Source organism: Bacillus sp. AK031, from assembly GCF_053903065.1.
In genome coordinates this window covers 2,266,727-2,291,042 of sequence record NZ_CP096424.1, presented here as the reverse complement: position 1 = coordinate 2,291,042, position 24,316 = coordinate 2,266,727, and the positions used below count along the sequence as shown (strand labels likewise).

Annotated in this window: 27 protein-coding genes, 1 pseudogene and 1 riboswitch; of the genes and pseudogenes, 11 read left to right on the top strand and 17 right to left on the bottom strand. The window is 43.6% G+C overall.

Annotated features, from left to right (window positions below; all coding sequences use genetic code 11):
• Nucleotides 1-41 precede the first annotated feature (41 nt).
• A riboswitch (SAM riboswitch) is annotated at nucleotides 42-144 on the top strand.
• Nucleotides 145-197: 53 nt separating this feature from the next.
• Both M1E09_RS11825 and M1E09_RS11820 read left to right on the top strand, forming a co-directional pair.
• Nucleotides 198-350 carry a hypothetical protein gene (locus M1E09_RS11825; RefSeq protein WP_456275056.1) on the top strand — a complete coding sequence of 51 codons (153 nt, stop codon included), beginning with the start codon at nucleotides 198-200 and terminating at the stop codon, nucleotides 348-350.
• Nucleotides 310-811 (top strand): annotated as a pseudogene (locus tag M1E09_RS11820) (acireductone dioxygenase). Before M1E09_RS11825 ends, M1E09_RS11820 begins: the two are co-directional and overlap by 41 nt.
• Before the next feature lie 524 nt (nucleotides 812-1,335).
• Here the strand turns inward: M1E09_RS11820 and M1E09_RS11815 are convergent.
• The 3 genes from M1E09_RS11815 to M1E09_RS11805 all read right to left on the bottom strand — a co-directional run bounded on the left by M1E09_RS11815 (nucleotide 1,336) and on the right by M1E09_RS11805 (nucleotide 3,892).
• A complete protein-coding gene (locus tag M1E09_RS11815; protein ID WP_456271077.1) occupies nucleotides 1,336-1,971 on the bottom strand; it encodes an FMN-dependent NADH-azoreductase in 636 nt (211 codons plus the stop codon).
• 391 nt (nucleotides 1,972-2,362) lie between these two features.
• On the bottom strand, nucleotides 2,363-2,509 hold the full coding sequence (locus M1E09_RS11810; RefSeq protein ID WP_456271076.1) for a hypothetical protein: 147 nt from the start codon (nucleotides 2,507-2,509) through the stop codon (nucleotides 2,363-2,365).
• 96 nt (nucleotides 2,510-2,605) lie between these two features.
• Entirely contained in the window at nucleotides 2,606-3,892 is a 1,287-nt protein-coding gene (locus M1E09_RS11805; protein ID WP_456271075.1) for an MFS transporter, read from the bottom strand.
• A 163-nt stretch (nucleotides 3,893-4,055) separates the two neighbouring features.
• Between M1E09_RS11805 and M1E09_RS11800 the strand changes: the two genes are divergently transcribed.
• Nucleotides 4,056-4,865, top strand: a complete 810-nt coding sequence (locus M1E09_RS11800) for an MBL fold metallo-hydrolase (RefSeq protein WP_456271074.1) — start codon at nucleotides 4,056-4,058, stop codon at nucleotides 4,863-4,865.
• Between the two features lie 169 nt (nucleotides 4,866-5,034).
• Nucleotides 5,035-5,694, top strand: a complete 660-nt coding sequence (locus M1E09_RS11795) for a hypothetical protein (RefSeq protein ID WP_456271073.1) — start codon at nucleotides 5,035-5,037, stop codon at nucleotides 5,692-5,694.
• A gap of 89 nt (nucleotides 5,695-5,783) precedes the next feature.
• Here the strand turns inward: M1E09_RS11795 and M1E09_RS11790 are convergent, their stop codons facing one another.
• A complete protein-coding gene (locus M1E09_RS11790) occupies nucleotides 5,784-6,122 on the bottom strand; it encodes a VOC family protein (RefSeq protein ID WP_456271072.1) in 339 nt (112 codons plus the stop codon).
• Between the two features lie 49 nt (nucleotides 6,123-6,171).
• Nucleotides 6,172-6,534, bottom strand: a complete 363-nt coding sequence (locus tag M1E09_RS11785; RefSeq protein WP_456271071.1) for an aminoacyl-tRNA hydrolase — start codon at nucleotides 6,532-6,534, stop codon at nucleotides 6,172-6,174.
• A gap of 100 nt (nucleotides 6,535-6,634) precedes the next feature.
• Between M1E09_RS11785 and M1E09_RS11780 the strand changes: the two genes are divergently transcribed.
• Nucleotides 6,635-7,420, top strand: coding sequence for a class I SAM-dependent methyltransferase (locus M1E09_RS11780; protein WP_456271070.1), 786 nt, complete (start codon nucleotides 6,635-6,637; stop codon nucleotides 7,418-7,420).
• Between the two features lie 32 nt (nucleotides 7,421-7,452).
• Here the strand turns inward: M1E09_RS11780 and M1E09_RS11775 are convergent, their stop codons facing one another.
• Together M1E09_RS11775 and M1E09_RS11770 are read right to left on the bottom strand one after the other, a co-directional pair.
• The gene (locus tag M1E09_RS11775) at nucleotides 7,453-7,959 is read right to left on the bottom strand and encodes a mismatch-specific DNA-glycosylase (protein WP_456271069.1); all 507 of its coding nucleotides are present in this window, start codon (nucleotides 7,957-7,959) and stop codon (nucleotides 7,453-7,455) included.
• Between the two features lie 84 nt (nucleotides 7,960-8,043).
• Entirely contained in the window at nucleotides 8,044-9,096 is a 1,053-nt protein-coding gene (locus M1E09_RS11770; protein WP_456271068.1) for an SDR family oxidoreductase, read from the bottom strand.
• Between the two features lie 131 nt (nucleotides 9,097-9,227).
• Here M1E09_RS11770 and M1E09_RS11765 point away from each other — a divergent pair, with 131 nt between their 5' ends.
• The 4 genes from M1E09_RS11765 (at nucleotide 9,228) to M1E09_RS11750 (ending at nucleotide 10,171) form a co-directional block, all read left to right on the top strand.
• Nucleotides 9,228-9,362, top strand: a complete 135-nt coding sequence (locus M1E09_RS11765) for a hypothetical protein (protein WP_421385108.1) — start codon at nucleotides 9,228-9,230, stop codon at nucleotides 9,360-9,362.
• A 130-nt stretch (nucleotides 9,363-9,492) separates the two neighbouring features.
• The gene (locus tag M1E09_RS11760; protein ID WP_456271067.1) at nucleotides 9,493-9,645 is read left to right on the top strand and encodes a hypothetical protein; all 153 of its coding nucleotides are present in this window, start codon (nucleotides 9,493-9,495) and stop codon (nucleotides 9,643-9,645) included.
• Nucleotide 9,646: 1 nt separating this feature from the next.
• On the top strand, nucleotides 9,647-9,778 hold the full coding sequence (locus M1E09_RS11755) for a hypothetical protein (RefSeq protein ID WP_456271066.1): 132 nt from the start codon (nucleotides 9,647-9,649) through the stop codon (nucleotides 9,776-9,778).
• Nucleotides 9,779-9,910: 132 nt separating this feature from the next.
• Nucleotides 9,911-10,171 carry a hypothetical protein gene (locus M1E09_RS11750; protein ID WP_456271065.1) on the top strand — a complete coding sequence of 87 codons (261 nt, stop codon included), beginning with the start codon at nucleotides 9,911-9,913 and terminating at the stop codon, nucleotides 10,169-10,171.
• A 155-nt stretch (nucleotides 10,172-10,326) separates the two neighbouring features.
• On the opposite strand, the gene M1E09_RS11745 is transcribed toward M1E09_RS11750, so the two are convergent.
• Together M1E09_RS11745 and M1E09_RS11740 are read right to left on the bottom strand one after the other, a co-directional pair.
• Entirely contained in the window at nucleotides 10,327-11,286 is a 960-nt protein-coding gene (locus M1E09_RS11745; RefSeq protein ID WP_456271064.1) for a bile acid:sodium symporter family protein, read from the bottom strand.
• Nucleotides 11,287-11,872: 586 nt separating this feature from the next.
• A complete protein-coding gene (locus M1E09_RS11740; RefSeq protein ID WP_456271063.1) occupies nucleotides 11,873-13,084 on the bottom strand; it encodes an MDR family MFS transporter in 1,212 nt (403 codons plus the stop codon).
• Nucleotides 13,085-13,432: 348 nt separating this feature from the next.
• Here M1E09_RS11740 and M1E09_RS11735 point away from each other — a divergent pair, with 348 nt between their 5' ends.
• Entirely contained in the window at nucleotides 13,433-14,119 is a 687-nt protein-coding gene (locus tag M1E09_RS11735) for a hypothetical protein (RefSeq protein WP_456271062.1), read from the top strand.
• A gap of 137 nt (nucleotides 14,120-14,256) precedes the next feature.
• On the opposite strand, the gene M1E09_RS11730 is transcribed toward M1E09_RS11735, so the two are convergent.
• The 8 genes from M1E09_RS11730 to M1E09_RS11695 are packed head-to-tail and all read right to left on the bottom strand — an operon-like array spanning nucleotide 14,257 to nucleotide 21,654.
• Nucleotides 14,257-14,976, bottom strand: coding sequence for a hypothetical protein (locus M1E09_RS11730; protein WP_456271061.1), 720 nt, complete (start codon nucleotides 14,974-14,976; stop codon nucleotides 14,257-14,259).
• A 19-nt stretch (nucleotides 14,977-14,995) separates the two neighbouring features.
• A complete protein-coding gene (locus tag M1E09_RS11725) occupies nucleotides 14,996-18,649 on the bottom strand; it encodes a multicopper oxidase domain-containing protein (protein WP_456271060.1) in 3,654 nt (1,217 codons plus the stop codon).
• 28 nt (nucleotides 18,650-18,677) lie between these two features.
• Nucleotides 18,678-18,977 carry a hypothetical protein gene (locus M1E09_RS11720; protein ID WP_456271059.1) on the bottom strand — a complete coding sequence of 100 codons (300 nt, stop codon included), beginning with the start codon at nucleotides 18,975-18,977 and terminating at the stop codon, nucleotides 18,678-18,680.
• 15 nt (nucleotides 18,978-18,992) lie between these two features.
• Nucleotides 18,993-19,295, bottom strand: coding sequence for a hypothetical protein (locus M1E09_RS11715; protein ID WP_456271058.1), 303 nt, complete (start codon nucleotides 19,293-19,295; stop codon nucleotides 18,993-18,995).
• A gap of 11 nt (nucleotides 19,296-19,306) precedes the next feature.
• Nucleotides 19,307-20,080: a hypothetical protein gene (locus M1E09_RS11710; protein ID WP_456271057.1), complete on the bottom strand. Its 774-nt coding sequence runs from the start codon at nucleotides 20,078-20,080 to the stop codon at nucleotides 19,307-19,309.
• 15 nt (nucleotides 20,081-20,095) lie between these two features.
• Nucleotides 20,096-20,683 carry an SCO family protein gene (locus M1E09_RS11705; RefSeq protein WP_456271056.1) on the bottom strand — a complete coding sequence of 196 codons (588 nt, stop codon included), beginning with the start codon at nucleotides 20,681-20,683 and terminating at the stop codon, nucleotides 20,096-20,098.
• A 14-nt stretch (nucleotides 20,684-20,697) separates the two neighbouring features.
• Complete coding sequence (locus tag M1E09_RS11700; protein WP_456271055.1) at nucleotides 20,698-21,162, bottom strand: hypothetical protein; 465 nt, start codon at nucleotides 21,160-21,162, stop codon at nucleotides 20,698-20,700.
• Nucleotides 21,163-21,174: 12 nt separating this feature from the next.
• The gene (locus tag M1E09_RS11695; RefSeq protein WP_456271054.1) at nucleotides 21,175-21,654 is read right to left on the bottom strand and encodes a hypothetical protein; all 480 of its coding nucleotides are present in this window, start codon (nucleotides 21,652-21,654) and stop codon (nucleotides 21,175-21,177) included.
• 275 nt (nucleotides 21,655-21,929) lie between these two features.
• Here M1E09_RS11695 and M1E09_RS11690 point away from each other — a divergent pair, with 275 nt between their 5' ends.
• Nucleotides 21,930-23,975, top strand: a complete 2,046-nt coding sequence (locus M1E09_RS11690; RefSeq protein ID WP_456271053.1) for a PKD domain-containing protein — start codon at nucleotides 21,930-21,932, stop codon at nucleotides 23,973-23,975.
• Nucleotides 23,976-24,316: the final 341 nt, after the last annotated feature.

Below are 24,316 nucleotides of genomic sequence, written 5' to 3'. Positions count from 1 at the left end.
AGAAAGTTTTAATAATGTCATTGACGTGAAAATGATACCTATTCTTATCAAAAGCAGGCGGAGGGACTGGCCCGATGATGCTCGGCAACCGACTTTTTTTAGCACGGCGCTAATTCTTGCAGCATAGATGCTGAGAGATAAGAGTTCTATTTTTCTTTGAAAATAAAACCTCTTCCTCACCGGGATGAGGTTTTTTTATGAAAGGAGCAATCATTTTGACACATATTACAGCGGAATACCTTGTACACGGGCCAACAAACAATCTCGAGAAAAAAGCAGAAAGTAATGCACTGGGATTGAGGTTGGTTCATGGTCAAAGTAAGAAACTCTGGAGAGACAATTTGAGGTGAAGAAAACGTACGTGTTTTTTTAGTCAAAAGAAGAAGTACTCTATAAGGACTGGGACATTACGAAACTTCCCGCAGACTTACGGAAACGCTGCCAGATCTCTGATGAAGAAAAGCAAACAATCATTGATACATTCAAAGTTGAAATTAAGTCATTGGCCGAACACCGCGAATCCAGCAGCTGGGATGTTGTTGCCCTTTCAGAAGCATCTCCGAACATTGAGGAGCTTCTGAAGACAGGTACATGCCCATGGTCACCACCGGGCATGAAATCTTTATGAAGTGAGGATACAGGCTACTTCGATGTTGAGCTCGAGGCCGGCGATGTCACCTGTGTCCCGGAAGGAAATCCTCATTTCTTTACTTTGATGAAAGACAAACAAGTCGTGGCTGTCCGCCTGTTTATCGAATCTGGTGGCTGGGTTGCTCATCTTTATAAAAATCCTGAGTTTATGCGAGCTTGATTATATTTGCATTTAGTTATGGGGGTGCTTTATCCGGTCCTGGTGCATATGTGCTTAGTGTCATCTGTTTGGCTTTAATCGAGAGTAGCTGGTCAATAAAGTCCACTTAAATACCATCTGCTTAACATGGATCCTCTGTAGCTGGTAGATAACCGGCTCTTAAGTGCCAGCTGCTTGTTTTTCATTGAGAGTAGCTGGTGAATAAAGTCCACTTAAATACCATCTGCTTAACATGGATCCTCTGTAGCTGGTAGATAACCGGCTCTTAAGTGCCAGCTGCTTGTTTTTCATTGAGAGTAGCTGGTGAATAAAGTCCACTTAAATACCATCTGATTAATATGGACCCTCAGTAGCTGGTAGATAACCGGCTCTTAAGTGCCATCTGCTTGTTTTTTATTGAGAGTAGCTGGTAAATAAACCCCTCATAAAACACATCTGACTACTGAGAATCCTCTATAGATGGTCAATAACCTTAATAATGAAATAATAAAACCAGCAAATCCAAAAATCTGCTGGAATCTCTATTAAAAAGTCTTTGCCAGGTCTTTTGCCCGTGCAATCCCGTTTTCTTTGATTTCCTGTGCTTTTTCCGGCATTGCGTTATGCCCTTCTAAGAACAACCCTTCGAAAGACGGGACGCCGAAGAACTGCATGATGATGTCTAGGTAGCGGTGTCCCATTTCCATCGCTGCCGCCGGACCTTCTGAGTAGATCCCTCCCCGGGCCTGGATATGAAGTGCCTTCTTGTCGGTCAGTAGTCCGACCGGTCCTTCGGCTGTATACTTGAATGCTTTTCCTGCGACGGCCACTGAGTCAATGTAGGCCTTCATGACAGGAGGAAATGAGAAATTCCAGAGCGGTGTCACAAACACATATTTGTCTGCTGACACAAACTGTTCGCTTAATTCGGATAGTCTTCCTACTTTCGCTTTTTCCTCTTCTGATAGTTCTTCAAATCCGGATCCCTTCTGAAGCTTGCCCCATCCGCTGAACACGTCTACATCGATTTGCGGAATGTTTTCACGGTACAGGTCTATATGAACCACTTCATCATTCGGATTACTCTCTTTATAGCCTTCAATAAACGCTTGTCCTGCTGCCATACTGAAAGAAGCTTTGTCATCATGTGGGTGTGCTGTGATATATAAAACTTTTGCCATGTTTAATCCGTTCCTTTCTATATGTAATTGACAATTTATTTTGTTCTAATTAATAATTGTCTATTCTTTAGCTTCAAATGAAAATTCTCTGTTTCAAGGAAATTGTAAAAAAAAATGCTCCTGACTCTCAAACGATTAAGCTTGGTTTTTACAAAATAAGAGATTCTTCCCGTGAAAAAAGGCTGTTTTCGCATAGATTGTTGCTTTCGGATTTCCCCTGGATATTGGGGATTTTCTTTCTGAATCGGGAGAGCAGCTCTTTTCTTCCATCCTTAAAGAGATATTTCAGGACAATCATGGAGATATTTTTGTGATTATATTAAATAGCCACAAAGTTTACGAAAATAGCCTAAAAAAAAGAAGCTGATGGCAGTCAGCTCCTCCAATTGGATTATTCTTCAGTGTTCAGTTCATAAGGATTTCCAGCTATATTTTTTCTCGCTTCTGCTGAGATGATAAATCGTTCAGCAGTTTCATCGTTTGCATTACCAGAATGATCAGCAATGCTTCCATCATAGTGCAAAGGTTTATTTTCCATAGTATGGTTCCTCCCTGGTGATAAAGTAATATGTATTATTACCTTTATTTTACCATTTATTTAAGGGTTTATCAGGAGGTTCTGGAAATTTTTTTATTAAATGGCAGCTGGACGCTCCGATACTGTCGGTTTTTTTTCGTTAAACACCAAGTAAAAGTAAATTGAACCTGTTAAATAGATACAACCTGTTATTGCGAATACGACCGAATAGCCCCAATAGGAACCATAGGCAGCGACAATGTAAGTGGACACCGGTCCCATTGTCGCCCAGCCGAAGGAAAACGCCATTTGGCTCAATGAGTTGGCAATCCCCTTTTTATCATCAGGGACTTTTCTCATCATCAGCGCCATTTGAATGGGATTCCCCGCATTCATCAATGCCTGCCTGAACAAGAAGCCGAAAACAGCCAAATACAAGTTGGTTGTAATTCCGGTCAATAGTAAGAACGGCAGGGACAACAGCTGCAGCAGTACGACTGCTTTCACTTCCCCTATTTTATTCACAACGGCTGGCCCGATAATCATCGCAATTGCGGTTGCCCCCTGCCCAAGTGACAATATAAGCCCGATTGCAGAATGGGAGGTGTGGAACCGGTCGGCAAAGTAAAGGTTAAGGTATGGAACCACAAGACCCGAGCCAATGCCGATAATAAGTTGTGCTCCTACGAATAAGAACACAAGTTTCCACTGCTTCCCTTTTCCTTTCCATTGTTCTTTGTCGAGAAGCCTGTTTTGTTGTTTGCGTATGGTGGTTTCTTTCATTAACCCTATCGGGAGAACTCCGGCAATATAGATCAGGCTGCCGAGAATCAATGTTATTCGCAAGCTCGAAAGTGATGTGAATCCAATATATGACAAAAAGTCCGACAAAAATCCTCCTGCAAGGTTACCGATAACATTTGCCCCCATCATGACCGCGAAGTGAAAACTAAACAATTGCACTCTTTCTTTTTCGTTTGAGTTTTCGGCAAGCCAGGGAATCATCGATACTTGAATGAAAGACATGAACGCCCCACTGCCAAAAGCAAGGAAGATCAGCATTGTTTCGCCTTCAAAGAAAGACCTTCCAAGCAAAGTAACCGATGCCAGCAAAGCCCCAATGGCCATCACTTTTTTCCTTCCAAATTTGTCACTGAGGAGACCGGCGGGAACGAGGGAAATGGTCTGGGCAAGAGCTGTCATGGCAATGACGTTCCCGTTAGTCAGTTCACTGTACCCCAGATCCCTTAAGTAAAGATTATATAAAGTCATGAAAATACCGAGGCCAATCTGAGTTAGCAGGTTAGCGGCGATAGCCATCTTGATATTGAAATTGTAAGCTTTATAATTGCTTACACATTCTCGTATATATGTTTTCATTCCCGTTATTTCGCCTCTCTTCATTTCCATCCTTTTAAATAGTAAAACAATATTTCGAGTATGGAAACATTTTTTTGAAGGTGAGACATTTTTTTATTGATTGAGGTCAGATATCGTACATAAATTGTCACATATTCAACAGCAGAGTGACAGATACTACCAACGAAAAAGTGAAGGAGGATATTACATGAAGAAAATGCCGATGACGTCTGTTACCAGCGGGATGGGAATAGAAGTTTTACCTGATTTATTTTGCTTCAATGTTCAAATCGTCAATATTGCGCTGATCGGGAATCCTCAAGAAAGCAATGAATTCATATTGGTGGATGCGGGTATGCCTGACTCTCAAGAAATGATCTTGAAAGCAGTGAAGGAACGTTTTGGCGGGGATGCCGTTTGCAAAGCAATCATATTGACTCACGGTCACTTCGATCATGTCGGTTCACTGAATGGACTTCTGGAGAAATGGAATGTCCCCGTATATGCACATTCAGCTGAAAAGCCTTATCTTACGGGTAAAAGCAGCTATCCTCCGCCCAATACAGACGCCGATTCCGGCCTGGTTGCAAAGATGTCTTCAATGTTTCCCCGCCACAGCATAGATATCAGTTCTCATCTGCAGGTATTGCCGGACGATGGAACGATCCCTGTGCTGCCGGCATGGAGATACATCCATACTCCGGGTCACACACCTGGACATATATCCTTATTCAGAGAAAGTGATAAAGCCATGATTGCCGGTGATGCTTTCATCAATGTGGAACAGGAAAAGCTGTATGAAGTGCTGACACAAAAGCAGGAAATTCACGGGCCCCCACAATATTTCACTACTGATTGGCAGGCTGCAGAGCAATCGGTAAAAACACTTGCAGGATTAAAACCACAAGTCGCAGTGGTAGGACATGGCCTTCCGCTTGCCGATGATGAATTGACTACGAACCTGGGTAATCTTACGAGGGACTTTGCAGCAACCGAGATTCCTGAAAACAAAAAGTGAGGCTGAAACATCAGCCTCTTCCTCTTCCATTGCCTCTTTTTCCTCGTAAAGCAGACATGTGCGCTGTTATTGCATTTTATGAACCATTCAACGTATCCCCCCTCTTGTATACCTAATTGGATAGGCACACCTTTCGTAAAGCTAAATAGGATGTAAAGGAAGTTGTTAAATGATGATTGTTGAAAGGAAGGTATTTCATTTGAAGAATATGTATCCTTATCATTATCCGGGTATGGATCCCGAATATAGACAGATGTATTCTGATCCAACTGAATTTTACCCGGATATGGATCAAAATTATATGACACCTATGAATCCTTATGGAATGAACACCGGTGAAACAAATGGAGACATGCAAGGATATCCATCTCAGTTGAATCCTTTACAAATGTCCGGAATTGATGAAGAATACCTGACACCAATGAACCAATATGAAATGAATGGTATGCAGCAAGGATTGAGCCCGATGCAGATGTCCGATATGCCGTCTATGAATCCTTATCCGATGAACGGGGATATGATGGGAATGGGACAGAACCCAATGGGGAACGAGTATACTTATACGCCTGCCACTCCATATGGCCCGCAATATGGGTATACCCCGCAGCAAGGGTTTAAGCCTCAATTCATGCAGGGAACAGGAAATTGGGGCTATGGCGCAGGTCTTCCTTATGGACCTTATCAGGTTGGCCCGACTGAAGGCTACTTTGCTCCAGGTCCACCCTATGCCGAGGGGTCTCCAGCTCCAGGGTACGGTATGCCTGGCCAGTACGGACAGTATGGTATGTATCCAGGAACTCCATCTCCGAGAAGGAGACTATTCTGGTAATTCTTTAAAGCAGAGCGAATGGATGCTCTGCTTTTTTGCTTGAGTTTCTAATAAGTGAATCGGGTGGTGAATGACTGTCTCTTCTCTTACTAAAAATGACAAACTTCAAAGTTGTTGCCATCCGGGTCCTTGAAAGTGAAGAATCTGACCGGCTCATCCTGCTGGATATCATCAACTTCTACACCTTTGCCTTTTAGTTTTAATTGAGTCTCTTCGATGGCATCTGAAAAAAGAATCGGCTTGACGGTAGAATAAGCTGCCGGTTCCCCTTGGATGATGGTAAGCGGTGTTTCTCCCTGGCCTATTTTAAATACGATGTGATTGCCTCCATCAAAGATCTCTTCCAGTTCGAGTATTTCCTTATACCATTGCTTGGCATTTTCCAAATTGGATACCTTTAATATGACAGTGTCTAGTCTAGCGAACATACAAAATAACTCCCTTCTTATTCCCTCACTTGTTTTTCCTTCTATGTATTTATTTAAACAATGACAAGTGGCCAACTTTTTCTTTCGCTTCCGCTTTCGGCATCGGCGGCAAAGCGACAACGGTCAGGGAACCTGAGGCAATTTCGGTTCGGCCGCTGTCATGAATGCTGTAGTAACCTTGTTCGGCAAGCTTTTCCAAGTCCTTTTGCCTTCCCCTCAAGACAATCTTTGTCATTCCCGATTGGTACCATTCGATAAAGTATTCCCTGCAGGAAGAAAAGGATGATGATTCCGATAACAAATCTAACGTGCTCAGTGTAGCTGCATGTGCAGTTTGTGCACCGATTTTTCCAGCTGACATATTCAATTCCTTGTTCACTACATAATATTGGACAATGTCCCGTGATGACATATGTAATTCCCTCCCCTGAATCCTGTAATTGTAAAACCCTGCTGTTTCTACTATACTTTGAAAGCGATATCTTTGAAAAGATAAATGAATCTGGAGGCTGATGATGAAACACGAACAATTATTTACCGGAACAGCTTTATTTTATGCGAAATACCGCCATCCTTATCCTAAAGAGTTATTTGATAAAATCATAGATGTTTATGAGCCGGATAGTACCGGCATGTTATTGGATATAGGATGCGGAACCGGTGAGATTGCGGTTCCCTTGGCGCCCAATTTTAAGAATGTGATGGGTTTGGATATCAACAGCGGCATGTTGAGTGCTGCAGCTTCTCGTGCTGAAGAGGCCTTAGTGAGCAATATTGCATGGAGGCTGGCAGCTGCAGAAGAACTGGACAATCTTCCAGGTGATTTTGACTTGATAACCGCAGGAAATTCTTTTCATTGGATGGACAGGGCAGATGTGTTGAGAAAGAGTTATCAAAAGCTGAAAGACGGCGGAGGGATGGCGATCCTGGCCGGAGGAAGTGTTTGGAGCGGAGACTCGGAATGGCAAAATAAAACCGTGGAAGTGATCCAGCGATATCTTGGTGTAGACCGAAGAGCCGGAAACGGTACCTACTTAAATGAGAAGCGGCATGAAGAATATATTGCCGAATCGGCTTTTTTCCTTGCTGAAGAGTATGAAGTTTCATCGAAGATAACCCGTACAATCGAAGATATTATTGGCTATCTATTTTCTACTTCTTTCAGCAAGGCAGATTTGTTTGGCGATAGGGTGAATGAATTTCAAGAGGAGCTTGCAGAAGAACTAATTGTTTTGAATCCCGAAGGTCTATTTGAAGAAAAAATGGATATTACTTGTTTCTTTTTGAAAAAGAGATAGCCCCTAACCAGAGAGCTCTTTGGTCCAAGGGGCTATTTTTGCTTTAACTCAGTCAGCTCTTTATAGATAGCAACGATTTCATCAATTTTCATCCTGACCAGTCCGCTTGAGGAAGGAGCGACAAAATCGGTTACACCCTCCACGACAGACTCCTCTTGGATACCCCATGGGATTTTCCTCTTTTTGGAGAACTGCTGATAGACGCCTTTCCCGACATAACAGGCAATCTTCGGCTGGTGCTTCTCCAGCTTGCTCTTCAGGATGGCTCTCCCTTCACTGTATTCTTCCTTTGTGATATCGGCTGCTTCCTTCGTCGGCCGCTCGACGATATTGGTGAGCCCGTATCCGAGCTTCAATAATTGTGAGTCCTCTTCTGGTGCATACTGCCTCGGTGTCAGCCCTGATTGGTGAAGGATTTTCCAGAAACGGTTGCTCTTATTCGCATAATTGAACCCCACCTCCCCTGATTTCAGGCTTGGATTAAAGCCGATGAACACGATATCAAGATGATCTTGTAAATGATCAGGCAGCGGCTGCATAACCATTCCTCCTTCATTCACACTTTACCACTTTAAAGCACTAAGAGGGACAGTCCCTCTTAGTGCTTTAAAGCGATGAAGCGGTTATTTGTTGAACCCTTCAATGATAAACTTCAGTTTTGTGTAATTCATACTGAGAGGCTCTTCCCCTGCCTTGTGCAATAAAGATAAAGTATGATCACAAGGAAATTGAATTTCTCTTGTAAAGTAGTTTGTAAAGATGGTTAGTGACTGATTGAATGCTTTCTCAAGGTCTGTCAGGGAATCTGCTTCAGAATAAGGAACCAAATCCAGGTTCGGGAAGTCAAGGACTTCTTTTACCGCACTAAAGATCTCTTCTTGGTTAAGTGGTGATGGATCGGTAATATTATAAATCTTCCCGTCTTCCCCATGCTTTAATGCCATTTTTAAGACTTTTGTTACATAGTCCACCGGAACAAGGTTCATTTTTAATTCCTTTTGACCGAGAAAACGATAGATGTGGTCCTGCCACTCTTTCCGTTTAGACACCTTTCTCTTTAACAGCGACGCTGCTTTAAGCAATCCATATAATCCAAAGGTTGTCTCGGCTTCCCCGGTACGTGAATCTCCAATGATGATGGCAGGTCTCAAAATCATGATCTCCATCTCACTTTTGTTTTTATGGGAGAAGACAAGATGTTCGGCATGTGACTTCGACTCTTCATAATGATTCACGAAATTCCTGTCAAGGTTGTACAGTTCTTCTCTTCCTTCTGTTTCCATCCCCACCGTGTAGGCAGTACTCACATACAGGAACTTGCCGCACCCGGTTCTCTCAGCAAACTGCAATGCATGCCTGGTACCCTCAAGGTTCACACTGAAAGTCTCTACTTTTTGGGCCGGATCAAAAGACAGGTATGCGGCCATATGGTAAAAGGCATCAATTTTTCCGTTCAACTCTTTTATCTTATCCTCGGAAATACCGAGTGAGTCTTTGTTTAAATCCCCGATTATGCAAGTTACCCGCCCTCTCGATGAAAAGGGCATCTCTTCCAGGAAGATTTCTGCCTTTTGAGTATTGCGGCAAAGTATATACAGCTGATGGTCATCCGCCAAAAGTTGTTTTGAAAGCTGTTTCCCCACAAAGCCAGTAGCCCCTGTTAAAAATATATTCATTAGTTATCCCTCACTTCTGATAGCTATTTTACCTCATAACCATATGGAGGGACAATGATTCACTGAGTCCTTCTCCGTACATAAATAGCCTTCAATAAGATAAGGATAACAAAGAAAGGAGGCTGAAGATATTGACAAACAAAAATGATAACCGTGAACGTAAAAATAAGTATCCGCGAAATAAAGTTTTTAATGAAGAGTTTGCGAAGGATGCAACAATCCGAAGTGAAATTACACAACAGGATATTAAAAATAAACTTAAATAAGTTAATTATAGTTGAATTAAATTTTTTCAAAAAACAGGCAAATTCCTGTCATACAGCTGACAGGAATTTACTCTGAAGAATTGTACAAATGATCTTGGATATGTAGCCGGATCTGCAAAGGGTGTCTAATATGGATTTAAGTAAAAAAGAAATAGAATTGGCGAGCTACACAGGAAGATTATTAAGGGAACATTTCGGAAAAGGACCAGGTTCAGTCTTTGCGACAATCCCCGTCCCGTTTTTACGTTTACATCAAAGACTTCATGACAACTATGGAGAGTAAATTGATCGATAACGAGCAAAGCAAATATGTCCAAAAAATCCGCGACATGCTGATGGAGAAGCTGATTGACGATATTAAAGCTTATGTACATATGAATACAGGTCTGGCAATCAATGAGTTCTACTATGACTGAAACCTGGATAGCTGTTCAGGAATTTTCATCGGGATCCTTTCTCATGAACAATGTGACACTGAGAAGTGCTCCTATGAAAACCAAGATGCAGTTCATCAGGAAATCATCAAAGTAAGCCAAAAAGCTGAAAAGGTGCCTGGAGAAATTACTTCTTGCCTGCTTAACCCAAGAACGATCATCCTCATAAGGAATCAAATCCTGGTTGCGATTGAAAAGGAATTGATTCATCTGGGGTTTCCAGAATCCCTTACAATTGCGAAAAGGAATCTGGAAAAAAGAATTCTTCTCGAACATAAAGACAGGCTGGAAATCTTTTTGAATGCAAAAATAGAAAACACTTTCGTATCATGGGATTTCAATTTAGATAAAAGTGTACTTGTCATGATTATTTAACCACATAAATGATGATCTTTGTTAAATGGCCGTTGAACTCTTAGAACATTCAAGGGACCACCCAACAATAATTTGCAGGGTTTCCCTTTCTTTACTACATTAACGCGCTAAGAGGGACAGTCCCTCTTAGCGCGTTAATGTGGTAAAGGGATGGCTCAGGCTGCATGGCTGTGCGCATCCTTTTTTTCTGTTTTGGAAAAGATGAATCCGAACAGGGATGCGAGGACCTGCTGAAACAGCATGGCAATGACAACCGGTACGGCTACAGCTGCCGGAAAATATTGCACAGCAATGACGGCCCCCGCGCTGATATTCCTCATCCCCCCTGTGAAAAGTAAGCTGACTTTCGTATCCCTGCTCCTCTTTGTAAGTTTGGCAATCAACCAGGCAAATACATATCCCCCAAAAGCAATGAATAGGACTGTAAACGCAATACTGATCAGCTTCCAATCCACTTTGCTCAGGAAAGGGGCAACAGCTGCACTGTTAATACTGACCACTATTCCAATTCCGATTTTGGTGAAAGGCTGCAATTTAGCACCCAGTGTATTTTTGATCCTTCCCCTAGTTAAATGGTTAAGCAGCATTCCAAAGATCGAAGGAACCACCACCATCAAAAGCAGGCCAGACATGATACTGCCGGTATCCATCTCCACTCTCTCCCCTGCCAAAAAAGTCAGGCTGTATGGAACAATAAAGGGAGACAATATCGTATCCAACAGTATGATGGATAACGCCAGTTCGATGTTCCCTTTATAAATCGATACCCAAACAAAGCTGGTGATGCCGGTAGGAATGACCATCCCAAGCACAAGTCCCGTTACGGTCAATCCATCATCCGGAAAAACGAGCGAACCGATTCCAAACGCCCATACCGGCATGAGGAGGTGGAGAATAAACATGGCCATTAGTAGTGGCAAAGGCTTTGTTAAGGTATTTTTCAGTGACGAAAAGTTGCTGCTTAAGCTCCCGGCAAAAGTCATTATCGCGAAAATCCATGGTACTAAAAACGTCAGGTCTTGAAGCTGCTCAGCCAGCATGACACCAATTAGGACTGCAGAAGGTGTTATGAAAGGCATGAGCTTCTCCAAAATTCTATTAATATTAAAATTCATGTAATATTACTCCCAGCTGAAAGAAATACCTCTCATTTTACTATATTCCAAACACTATTTCATCATTATTATTTCAACTTTATCTATTTAGATGATGCACGACTCCGCGGGGCGGGCGGTAAACTAAAAAGTGTAAGGGGCCGTTCAACGACGTACAGATTGGAGGGCTTTCGCATGGCTCCCTCCACCATAAAAGCGAGGACCAAAAAAGTACCAGTAAAATGAGCTTATACCATAAGGGAAGAAATTTCCCTTATGGAAGAAATGTCGGGAAAAACAGGTCAAATAAGAGTAAGATATTCCGCTATTTACTTAAAAAACATGAAAATTGTGTTACTGAGCATGCTTAAAGGAAAATATTTCCGTTATTTACCTCTCCCCAGCTGAATTCTGCAATTTAACGGAAGAATTTTCCCTTATTTTAAGTCCCCTTCCTTTGGTGACTTACTTAATCAATGAAATTTAAAATGTGAATTTTATTACGAATTCATAGTAAAAAGCAGTCCGTTTTGGACTGCTTTTTCTAGTTTTGTACTCCAAAACTGAGCGACTTGCTATCAACAGCTTCCCTTCATCTTTATGCAGTTCAAACGCTCTCTATTTCCCGTGGTTCCACTTTTACAAACGACCTGTTCCCCATCGTAAAGAAAACAATACTGAAAAGCGCTACCAGCGATACGGTCCACAGCATGCCGGCTCCGCCTATCTCATTGAGAAGAAAGCCGCCCAGGACAGGTCCTGCAAAATTTCCGACTTTCCTGAACTGGCCGGCCCCAAAGTAGATGCCCCTCAAGTGGTCAGGAGCAAGCCTGTCAATCAACACAGAATTTGCCGGGAATATCAATATTTCGCCCAGAGTGAGCAAAGCAACCGAAATAATGGACAGGATCCATCCATTCGCAATACCGAAACCTGCCAGTCCAATGACCATGATGAACGCTCCAAAGACCATTGTTTGCATAGGCCTGAACTTTTCTGCAACAGAGCTGACCGGCATTTGCAAAAACACGACCATCATCGCATTAATGGACAGCAGAATGGAATAGACATATACACCGTTTTCAAATGACGATTCAATATACATAGGCAGTGTGGACTGCAACTGGGAATAGCCGATGTTGATTAGAATGATACCCAGAATTAAGTACCTTAGAGCCGAGTCGCGCTTCACAATGTTTAATGCAGCCACAAATGTCACCTTGGATGTTCCACTGCTTTCATTTGTAAGCTTGAATCTTTTCATAAGCAGTGTAAGTGAAATCGCGTATAAAAAATAGATCGAACCTGTAATAATGAAAGTTGATTGTGCTGAGACATCAGCCAGGTAGGCACCAAGCAGCGGACCGGCTGCGGCTCCGATATTGATGGCGGTATAACGCAGGGAATAGGCTTTCAATCTTTGTTTTTTCTCAGTGAGATCTGCCATCAATGCTTGTGAGGTTGGTTCGAAAAATGAATTGGAAAGACCGTTCAAAGCATTCAATAGGATGAACCAAACCGGATTACTGGCGATGCTGAACCCAAAAAATATCAATGCGATTGTAAATAAAGAGAAAAGCAGGACAGGTTTCCGCCCATATCTGTCTGACAGATGTCCCCCAATGAATCCGCCGATTGTTGCCACCAGCGGACTTATGCCTACGGTGAGACCGATGAACAATGGATGCATATCCATGTTTCTGGAAAGATAGATTGCCAGAAATGGCATTGTCATGAACATCGCGCCTCTCGACAGTACTGCACCTGTTAGAAGGACCCAGACGATCGGATGAAATTGATCCCTATACTTTTTAAACATACCCCCACCTCTCCTTCCTTTTTCCATTAATAACTATATAATGAAAAGATTGATAAGTAAATTTTATTTAATTTATTGATATGGATAAGAAAAAGTTATTGGATTAAAGAACTCTTCATGAATTCCCCTTACTATCTGAAGCCCTTTATCCTGAAAATCCTCCTATCTGTTTACTAACTCATGATATGGACCTCTTTTTTTCAAAAGATTGCCAATTTTAAAGGCCTTTGTCCCATTCGGGATAGGAAAAACTTCATATTATATAACAAGTGCTTATCAGCAGTTCAATAAGTATAAGGGTCTATCTGGCCATTATACTCCCACCATATATAAAAGGAGGATTTTTGAATGAGCTATTATCCTGACCATAAAGGTCATTCTCATGAGGAGGCAAAAGGCCATGACAGATTGGGGCTTCCCTCCCGTGAAAAATATCTAAAAGAAAAAGGCCGGGAGGATACAGAAAAGTGTCATTGTCATGAAAATCATGACCATCATGAAGATTATCATCACCGTCATCACAACCATCCCAATGAAAAATCTTGCCACTGCCGCGAACATCACAGCCGCTGCCATCATGGATATGAAACCCCTTATCACCATTATGGCCATCATGATTGTCATTGCCGCAGTCACCATCACCATGGCTGCCACCACCACCACCATAACCACTGCCGCCGCGATTTATGCGATGATGATTTCAGGCTGAGACTTGGCGGTCTATTAAACAACTTAAACTTCAAGCTTCGGCAGCTCATCGGCTGTATCGTTGATATGGAACTTGAGGATGGAAGAAGCATTGAAGCAGAGATCTGTTATGTGGGCTCTAATTTTGTAGAAGTGAAAAAGTATGAAGTAGAAGAACCTGTTCCAGTTGAAGATCCAGAGGATGAGGAACCAGATGAATCCCTTGACAATCCGGAAGCTGCAGCAGCTGCAGAAGAAGATCAGGAAGAAGAAAGACACTGTTACTCCTGGATTATTCCTGTAGACAAGATCAAATATGTTGAAGTGTACCATGGAAAAAAATGCTGAAAATAGGCACAAAAGCTTGGGATGCTTCCTGAGCTTTTTCTTAATTTAAAGAGCCATTTCCTAAAAATATAAATATGTATAAAAAGAACATAAAAAAAGACAAAATCAAGTATGATTTTGTCTTCAAAAGGTTTGGGTTACTCCTTCTCATTATTTCGCTTGTGTGTTAAATAAAGCACATGGGCCAGGTTCACTTCCCGGTCCTTCTCTTCATTCCTCAATGTGAAGCTGTCTTCTGATACTTTCCAGAGAACGCCGTCCAGGATTTCCCCCTCCAATTTGACTGAAATCTCTTTATCTTGCATAAGCAGGAGATAGATGGCTAGTTTCATCCCAAAAAATATTTTGATCAGTTCCGGTGAGGAGGATACTGTCCTTCCAAAATGGAAGGTCAGTTCCCGGCGGAAACAGGGATCGATTTCAGCCAGCAGCGGTTCAGAAATGGGTTCTGCAAACCTTCCCTCTACCTGGATCAGAGACACCCTTTCATTCGGAATCATGATCTCGTTTTCATCTTTAAAAAGTGCTACAAAATCATTGCCGGCAAAATAAACTTTTCCGTCTACCTCATCTTCTTGCCCTGCTTCTATCTCTACTTTAACATTCAGGCCCTCGATTCCTGTGAATGCTTCTTTAATGACCTTATTTCGTTCAGGGTCTTCCAGCCCCAAATCAAGAAGAAGTTTGTTGGCTTTCTTAATGTCTTCTTCCACTGCCTCCAGCTTTTCCACCGGCAAACAGCTGTTATCAGAAAGGACTTTAGGCTGCTTTAACCGGTCCTGGCAGCAATGGCCTTCTGTGCAAAATTCAAACTCATGATGTCCATCGTCCTTTTTGGGAAAGCCGTTGTTCTCCATTCCTGTCTCCTCCCTCCGTTTACTTATCCAAAGGCGGAAGATGAGGCTGGCGTTCTTTATGGACCCTCATGATCCCCCACATTCCCTGTTCGATATCCCACTGGATATTTCCTGACCGATACATATAATCTCCAGGATAGCGGCCGAATCCTCCAGCCCCGCCGTAAAGTTCGAGATCCTGCTTGCTTCCGGCAAGGTTAAAACCTTCAAAAGAGGCGGTTACTGAGTTGATATCCGAGCTATCTTTCCTCCAGAAGTGGCCGTGTAAATGGAAGGTATGGGATCTCCTTCTTTCTGAGGGAGTAACAAGCCTTATGGACACTGGATCGCCAAGGTAACTTTCAAACAATGGAGTAGCCGGGTCTCCGAACACTTTCGAGCTGAATAAATCATGCAGTACTGAGTGCTTTCTGTATCGGTTAATCAATCTTTCGGATCGATAGTTGAATCCCCTGGACCCTTGGTCGTACGTATCAACCAAATCTTCATCAAAAGGATTATCCGGCCCTAACAGGATTCCTTCTATTGGATCCACAATCAGGTTTCCGTCCCTATCATGAAGTCTGACACCATCATGCATAATGATGACGAATTCGCGCCTGTCTGGCAGGATTGGATGTCTTAGCACGACACTTTCCCCTGTGTTGACTGGCTTGAGGGTTTGGGGATCCAAGTACTTCGTCCCCCTCGGTTCTGCTATAAATACACCGAAAGCCCCTTGAGATTTATGGTTGCGGATATCGGCCATATCCCACATACCGCATGCACCTACAGGGAAATCGACATACCAGCGGTAAGAGATCGATTCTCCAGGTCCAACAGTCTGGTCGTAATTGTATCCTACAGTTTCGCCGCTGGAGGTTTTGACATCATATTGGATCAGCTGCGGATGCAGGGAGATTCGGAGGGATGGCGGGTAAAACGCCTGCTCTTTTACCATGGGATAAGGATAAATGCCATCTTTGATTGGGAACTTTTCAAATTCCAGGTAACTGGTCAGTTTTACATGGACTTCGTCTCCTACATTAGCCCGGATGATGAGAGGCTCGGGGTTTTTCTTCCCTGAGAGGATATCTTTCATGTCCTCCCTTAATGAAAAGATGATTCCGTTTTGATCGGTATCACCATAATCGTTATAAATAATCGGGACCTGGAAGGCAACGATGTCAAAGTGTTTGACCGGCCTCTTATCTGGGATGATCAAATCATCATCAAAACAGTCTCCTTTATGTGGCGGTTTTCCAGTTTGGTAAGGCAGCAGCCTCGATCTTTTCAGCGGTCTCGGCCTGTCTTCAAGCGGGAACAGGTCCGGAACGATTTCATCATAGGCACGGATCAGACCCCATAAGCCGTTCCATAAATCTTCCTCGGTTTCAAACGCCCAGAAATAATCTCCTGATCTGGGAATATAGGTTTCAAATGTAAAAGATTCAGATATTCCGATATGCTGCTGATCGCGCATCATCGAATCGAGGTCTGATCTCTCTTTTTGCCACCTGAGGCCATGGACATTAAAGCTGTGTGACTCCTCATGGGCCCCCTGTAGAAGCCTGATTCTGATCGAGTCCCCTTCATAAGCCCGCAAAATCGGGGTGATTGGGTCACCATGGACATAGGAGCTGAACGAATAAGCAGGATCACAGTCCGGACCAAGCCTGAATTGCAGCGGTTCATTTTTATAATTGACTGCGAACAAGCCTGGATCATCGAGCGATCCGGGAAATTCCGGTGGTGCAATTGGATTTCCTTTATTGTCAAAAAGAAGCGCAAAATCCTGTACCATCAAGCTGAAGTCACGATAGTCCGGTATTAATGGATGTATCGCAGTAACCTGCGCGCCTCTTCCGATTTCCCCGCCGCCGGTTGAATCGATAAACTCCGTGAATCTTGCATGGACGACCCCTGCTCCGAATACGCCATGCTGCTGATGCATGACGGCAAACAAATGGTCATGGAAAAACCATGCTTTCAACTCGACATCAGCATAATACTCATACCTCATCGTTTCTCCGGGAAGGATACTGGAATCATAGTTCCAGCCTACATTCGCGCCGTCGTTAACAAGCACATCAAATTTGACGAAATGAATATGCATCCCGGCTTCGTAAGAACGCGTCACGAGTTGGAAAGCATCTCCATCCAGTATGTGAGGCAGCCTGTTGGTGTAGTTGACCCTGATACAGGTATTAGCCGGCTGGTGGATAATAAGTGGTTCCGGCTCTTTCCTCCCTGAGCAGACATCATCTATGTCTTCATCCAGAATGTAGATTCTTCCCTTTGGATCATGCCATCCTTGTTTGTTATAGATGATGGGCAGTTCAATCAGGGAAATATTGTATTCTATGACATTGGCATTTTCGATGCATGGATCAGCGAAAACAGCACCCGGCCTCGCATTAGGTACTGCTGCATTTCTCTCCAGCTCAGTCAGTCCCCTGCCCCCGACAATGCCCAGAGGCGGACGGGGAGCTTTGTATCCCACTTTTCCAGGAATGAAATTTGGGAATCCAGGCCGTTGTTTCGTAGGCTGTGGCGGTGCGGGGCGGTCAGGAAGCGGCTGAAGTGCCTCTATTTTCACCCCGTTCGGATAGCATTGGCTGCCATCTTGCAAGGTATCGAATACCCTGTTCATTCCCCACATCCCAACACCGAAATGAGGGTATAAGTGGCAGTGGATGATGGCATCCCCGATGGCTCCATGAAGACTGCCAAGACCGTATAATGGCTCAATATCATAATGTGATTGGGGGCTTGTCGCTTGCGAATCGAATATTTCTGACTCAAGATTATCGGGATCATTGAACCACTGATGGACATGATAGTGGAACACATGGGTTTCCTTTACCCCGGCATGGATCAGGCGGATTTTGGCAGGATCCCCGACATACCCCCTCAGAATAGGTGTTACCGGATCACCAAACACCCAGGAGTCATGGTGGACTTCCTCCCCGTCGCAATCAGGACAGACGACACCTTCATCTATCAGCTGTTTCCTGCGGTGCAGGGGTTCATACCGGTAATTGACTCCATGGAACGATTCCGTAGGCTCTCCTGTTACTGGATCGATCGGGTTGTTGCCTGTGAGGTCATTGATTTCCATTTCATCCTGGAATATCCAGGCGTACTCACGGAAAGAAGGCAGAATCGGATGGTGAATATCAGCGTACATCCCGCTGTTTAAGGGGCCGCCTGTAACGGGGTCGGTCCACCATGAAAAGCGCTTTTCCACAAACAGTGCACCAAATAGACCATTTGAATTAGAGCCTTGTTCACTGCTGGAAGGATTGCCTAAATCTGAGAAAAGGTAAATCCCCTCGGTAGGAACCTGTAGTGTATATAAAATTTTGTCACCGGGCGCTACAGTTGTATCAGGGTTAAAACCAACATTCGCACCATCCGAGGTCAGGACATCGTATTCAGCTTCCTGAAAATGCATAGATGTGTGAAATGGAAGCTGGTTTTCAAACAGGACTTCGACTTCATCGCCCTCGTTTGCTCTTATCACAAGCGGCTGGACAAGGTCAACGACAGAAAAAGGATACTTCTTGACGAGATGCTTTATTTTTTGTTCATTTTCTTTCAGCACATACATCATGCCATTGGGATTGTAATCACCGAAATTGTTCACGACAATCCGGATCGGAATCGCTACGACGTGAAAGCAACGTTTCATGAAGTGGTCTCCTTTCTTTTCTCAGTTGCTAATCCTTCAATCTTGGAATTCGGGGACCAGTACTTTTCTCTATATAAAACACTTCGACATTGTGGATATGGATATGCCATTGCTTATTTTCCAGGGCCGGGAATTGGGAGGTCTCTACCTGGAGCGCAACCATATCATCTATAACCTCCTCAATTTTTCCTATAAAAATGAATGGATAGCTTTGAAGCAGCATAAAGACTCTTCTTCCTTTGGCTATCCTGAAGGCATCTATTAACGCTTCATCATGAATGTCATTAATTGAATGGAATTGTTCTTTTGCCTGTGCGTTGGAAGGCATGATAAATATCCCCCTTTAGGTTAGTGGAAATACTGTGTCACAAGGTATTTCTGAAGAAAATGAGACAATCTTCTCGAGCGGTATGCTGATAGGCATTGGAAATTCGTAAAAAGGTGCATTGACCATCTTGAAAATAACCGGATCTAAAGTAACATGGCCGCGCCCGACTTCAGCAATCGTCCCGCAAAATATCGGCCTGAACGTTTGCCCTAATAGGTTCAGCTGGGCAGCCTGTGTAATGATTAAGATCTCCCTGCCCATTAAGTCCATTAAATCCCGATATAGCCGATCTTCAGGCTGGTGGTTATTTGTCTTCATGTTTTTCCCCCTTATATGTCTCGAGAATTTTTAAAGAATTTTTTGGCCATGTGCAGAAACCTGAGCGATCTGATATAGGTTATATCTTCAAGCGCAATGGCAATCGTGTCTTTTGAATGTTTTAGGAAGAGCTGATTTTCTTTTGCTTCCAGAATTTTTCCTGTGAAATCTCCTCCCTCTTCAGCTGTTTTCACTTCCACTCTCGCTCCCTTCCATGTCTGCAGGTTGGATTGTATCGAGTCTTCACAAAACTGTTGAAACAGCTCTTCTTTTTTTGAAACCGTTTCTCCGAACTGCAGCAGGAGCTTCTTTCTTAGATCATTATCATAAATATAGTGTTGATGTGTGTTGGAGTAATTTGGGATACCATAGGGAATATTGGCAGATTTAATGGCATGATAGGGAATCCAGAAACGGTCCTTCAAGTTGGATAGCATGACGAAATTGCGGCCGATGGCAGAGACTTTTCCTTCTGTGTAAAGGACTTCCTGCCCGGAACAGGAATAGACTTCCACCTGCTGATTGCGCTTCTTTTTAAAAAATTTCTTCAGTGTCAGCACTTTTCGCCTGTTTTCATTGGTTGAGGTGAGGTTGAATAGATTCTGCTGCTCCATATATTCCATCAGAATCCTGGTTTCTTCTGTTGATACGGCACTTGCAGGTGATGTCAGGCCTTCCCCTCTTGAGAGATTTCTTTGGTTGATAACATCCATCTCGACAAGTTCACTTTCCCGTTCCTGCAGCAGCTTCTTGATATAATCGTCTCTTCGGATTTTTGGTTTCATACACCGCCTCCTGGTTCATTCTGCGGAAAGCAATTCAATATGTTTCACTATTTCTTTAATATTGACCCGTTTATCTCCAACGGCCATATCATGATAAGCTCTTATATTATTCTCAGCATCTACAAGGTACATTGTTGTACTGTGTGTCACAAACCCGCTTTCGTTTTTCTGGTAGACCATCCTGAAATCTTTTGCAATCCTTTTGGTAACAGAGGTGTCCGCCCGAAGCATCATCCACCCTTCATGATCAATGCCAAAATTTCCGGCATACTCTCTCAGCCTTTCTGTGGTGTCCATATCCGGATCGAGAGTAATGCTGATTAGTTTGACTTTTTGATTGTATAGGTTTCTTTCTTCGAGTTTTGTTTTTACTTCCTCAAGATCAAACATTGTCATAGGGCAAATGTCTGGACAGCTGCTGTAAAAAAACATGACCAGTTTGATGCTTTTATCTTTAAGGGAATACGACCCGCCGTCCACTTTTTCAAGAGTTTCATTTTCAATTGTTCCGAGGTGAGGCAGCTCCTCTTGCTGCGGCCACAGAATGACAATCGTAAGCAGAGCGGCTGAAAGCAGCAATAGAATTAATCCTTTTCGATTCATAGTTCCCCGCCCTTCTATACCTTCAAGGAGTAAAGAATCAATCCGAGGGTCACAAACAGAATGAACGTCCCAAAGGCTGTGAAAATCGACATGTTGAAAAGCAGCGCACTTTGATTATCCATCGGGAGTCCGCATAAAGACGGGTTTTTGATGACGCTCCCTGCCATTGAGCCCATCATTCCTCCCATTACTCCTGAAAAAACACCGGATAGAATGGCATGCATCCTGACTAATGCCCCAAAGGCTCCTCCGATGAAGACGCCTAATAGGACCGTGCCGGCAATAATTCCTTCGATTGCAAAAGAGTTAAGAAAAGAAATCTGCATCGACAAAAACAATGAAATGACCATTGCGGAAGACATGGTAATGGTCATGCTGTACCGGTTATCTAAGAGAATTCTCTTTTTGAAGAACCGGTAATAAGCATACAGGCTGAATAGAACATTGAAGATGAGGCAGACGTAGATTAGCAGAGTCATAGCAGGTCCCCTTCACGATCTTCTGACTGATAACAGAACGGCGAAATAGGAAGAAACCAGTAAAATCTCCAGAAATGTAAGGAACATCAATTGGTTATCAATCAATGCGCCGACCATCGGAGCCATAAGCCCCATCATTAAACCATTCACATATCCAGTAAGAGCAGTCTGGTAATCAAAAAGCAGGCCGAATGCACCGCCGGCAATGAGGCCGATTAAGACGGACAGAATCGTTACACTTGTATAAAAAAATGGATATATCATAATAAGTACAATTCCGGTTGAAACAGCAGTGAATCCCCCGGCAATGATGGATATGTTCATTCCCAGCTGGAACCCTACGAGTCTGCTTTTTTTGCCGACATAAACATACAAACAGGCAGTCAATAAAATATTTGTTACGAATAATATAAGCAAGTATAAATCGATGTTCCTCACCCCGCCCTTATTCAGAGGTGGACAAAAAGTCCCCTTTTCAAAAACAATGGGCATGTAATTTTTCCACATTATCCCTTATCAATCCAATATTATTAATCTATTTTGGGGTTCATGACTATTAGGCGGATTTTTATTCATATTTACTTCAATCAGACAAGGGTCCAGCCCGTTTTATACACCTTTTTACCCGCCTGTACATTTACTGAATAGTAAGGGATTGGTAAAAACATGTGAAATTTTACCTGCCCCAATAGAGTTTTACTTTAGCTCAGGAGTGATTCTATGAAAATTATGTTGTTTTATCAATTTGAAAATAAGGAGGTAACATCATGATAGTTGGGCCAATCGATCCCAATAATGGTTTTCCGATGTGGTATAAAGACGAGAATGGATTGAAGTTAGCGTTAAACGCCAATCCACTTGACCCGTTATCCGGCTTGGCACCTCAGGACCTTCCTGATCCTTCGAGCCCGGTTTCGTTTCCCGGCAACTTTCCTGCTGAGGCTTTTTATATGCTTGCTGAAGCTGAGATGACTACGGGAACTGGAGAAAGAGCCCGCCTTGTCCTTGCTTTGGAAGCCGCTTTTGCAGAAGAAGTTCCCCGGGACGGAGATCAAATGGTGTTCGGAAGGGTCCGTATCAGGGTGGACGGCCTTCGTTCAACTGAAGAGTATGTCGTCACCCATCCTTATGGAACGGATACCTTCATAGCCGAAGTGGCGGATGATGATGAACCAGAAGTAGGGGAAATCAACTTTACCCAGGATATCGGAGTCGTCCAGGATTTTGCATCTGCACTGGAAAGCCGTGTCCATCCGTTTCTGCAATGGGATCCGGCTGCAACCCCGTCTCCCCCTGAAGGATATATCGGAAATCCTGACATCCCCCATGCGGTTATCGGAAGTGTATTCACCGATGAAACCGGTGAACCGCAAAATATTTTCCGGATTCAAGGGCGGGGAATCGGCATTGGATCTCCTGATGCATCGCAAACACCTGGATTCGATCCTGACAATACGATAGAAACCAGATTGTTCACCCTGGCAGGAAAGATTTCCGCTGTGTCAGGATTTGATATTGAACGGGTGAATTATTCAAGAATTGAAGAAGAAACCGGATTTATTGATATTTTCGCAACTTCCGATACGACTCCCCAGGATATCCAGGTTTCAGGTGAGGGCTTAACGGAGGCAGGTTTAATAGGAAGCAATGGCGTTTATTTCGCCAGAACAGATTATACAGGAGCTATACCACCGGAAGTGACAATAAGAAACGTTACTGATATTCCGGTTACAGTGAAAACCGCTGTCCCGGTGGATTTTGTTTGGGCTGAAGCAATGTATGACACCGATTCATCGACCCTTACGGTGATTTCAAGTTCAAGTGATGAATTTGCAAACCCGGAACTTACCGTCTCTGACTTTGGTAATGGGGCCTATGTAATTCCTGGCACTGGTACACTGACAGTGTCAGAATTGGATATTGTCCCTGATTCCATTACAGTCGTATCGTCTGCAGGAGGGATGGCTGTGGCTTCAGTGGTTATTACCGGAGGAAGCACGGATCCACTTCCTGTGACAGCTAATGCAGGTAGCGGCCAGACCGTCCTATGGGGAAGTGAAGTGACTCTGAATGGAAGCAATTCAACCGGTGCTATCGTTTCATACAGCTGGATCCAGGTTTCAGGAGAACCGGTAACGCTCACGGGTGCAGACACTCCCCAGCCTTCTTTCACTGCCCCATCACTCGATGGTTCTCTGGAATTTCAACTGACCGTTTTTGGGCCAGAAGGCAACTCCGATGCTGATACGGTGACCGTCACTGTCATTGAATCAGCGCCGCCGCCAGAGGCGAATGCGGGTCCTGACCAGTCAGCGGCGGTGGGAAGTATTGTAACACTGTCCGGAAGTGCATCTGGTGACGTTTCCTCCTATCTGTGGGAACAAGTTTCAGGTCCTGATGTCACATTAAGCTCACCAACTGAACCGGTAACCACGTTCACCTTCCCTAACCAGCAGGCAACCCTTGTGTTTGAACTGACAGTGACAGGCCCTGGCGGGAGTTCAAGTGACAGTGTGTCTATCAGTTCTGAAGCCGATAACTTAACGATTACCCGTGCGGAATTCCGTACCAGGGATTCCGAGTGGAGAATCAGCGGTACTACGGATGCAGCGGCAGCGGGCGTTACAGTCACTATTTACCTGGGAGAAGACCTTAATGGGACTGTTCTTGCTGAAACGTTTGCAGATGGCCTGGGAAATTGGGAATACAGAGTTGAAGGATCTGCAATAGCGCCGGATGCTTCGAGATCGATTTCAGTACAATCCTCTGCAGGCGGTACCCTCCTCGATATACCAGTAAATATAAGACAATAAAAAAGCGCAACCGACCTGTTAGACCCGACAGTTTAGTTACTGATATTTTATGTGAATTTAAAGAAGCAAGTTATCCACTTTTACAATAAAGAGTACTTGTCTGGTCCTAAATTGGTTGTTTAGGAAAAGCATTTTCTAGTAATTACGGAATCGATTTGTATTTTCAATTACAGAAATTCATTTATCCTCAGAGTAAAATACTAGTTGACTGGAGCGGAAGGTGTGCGACCTCCTGCGGGATTAGCGGGACAGGTGAGACCCCGCAGGCGAAGCTGAGGAGGCTCACCGCCCGCCCCGCGGAGTCGCACACCTGGAGCGGAAATCAGGCAGCATCTTATTAA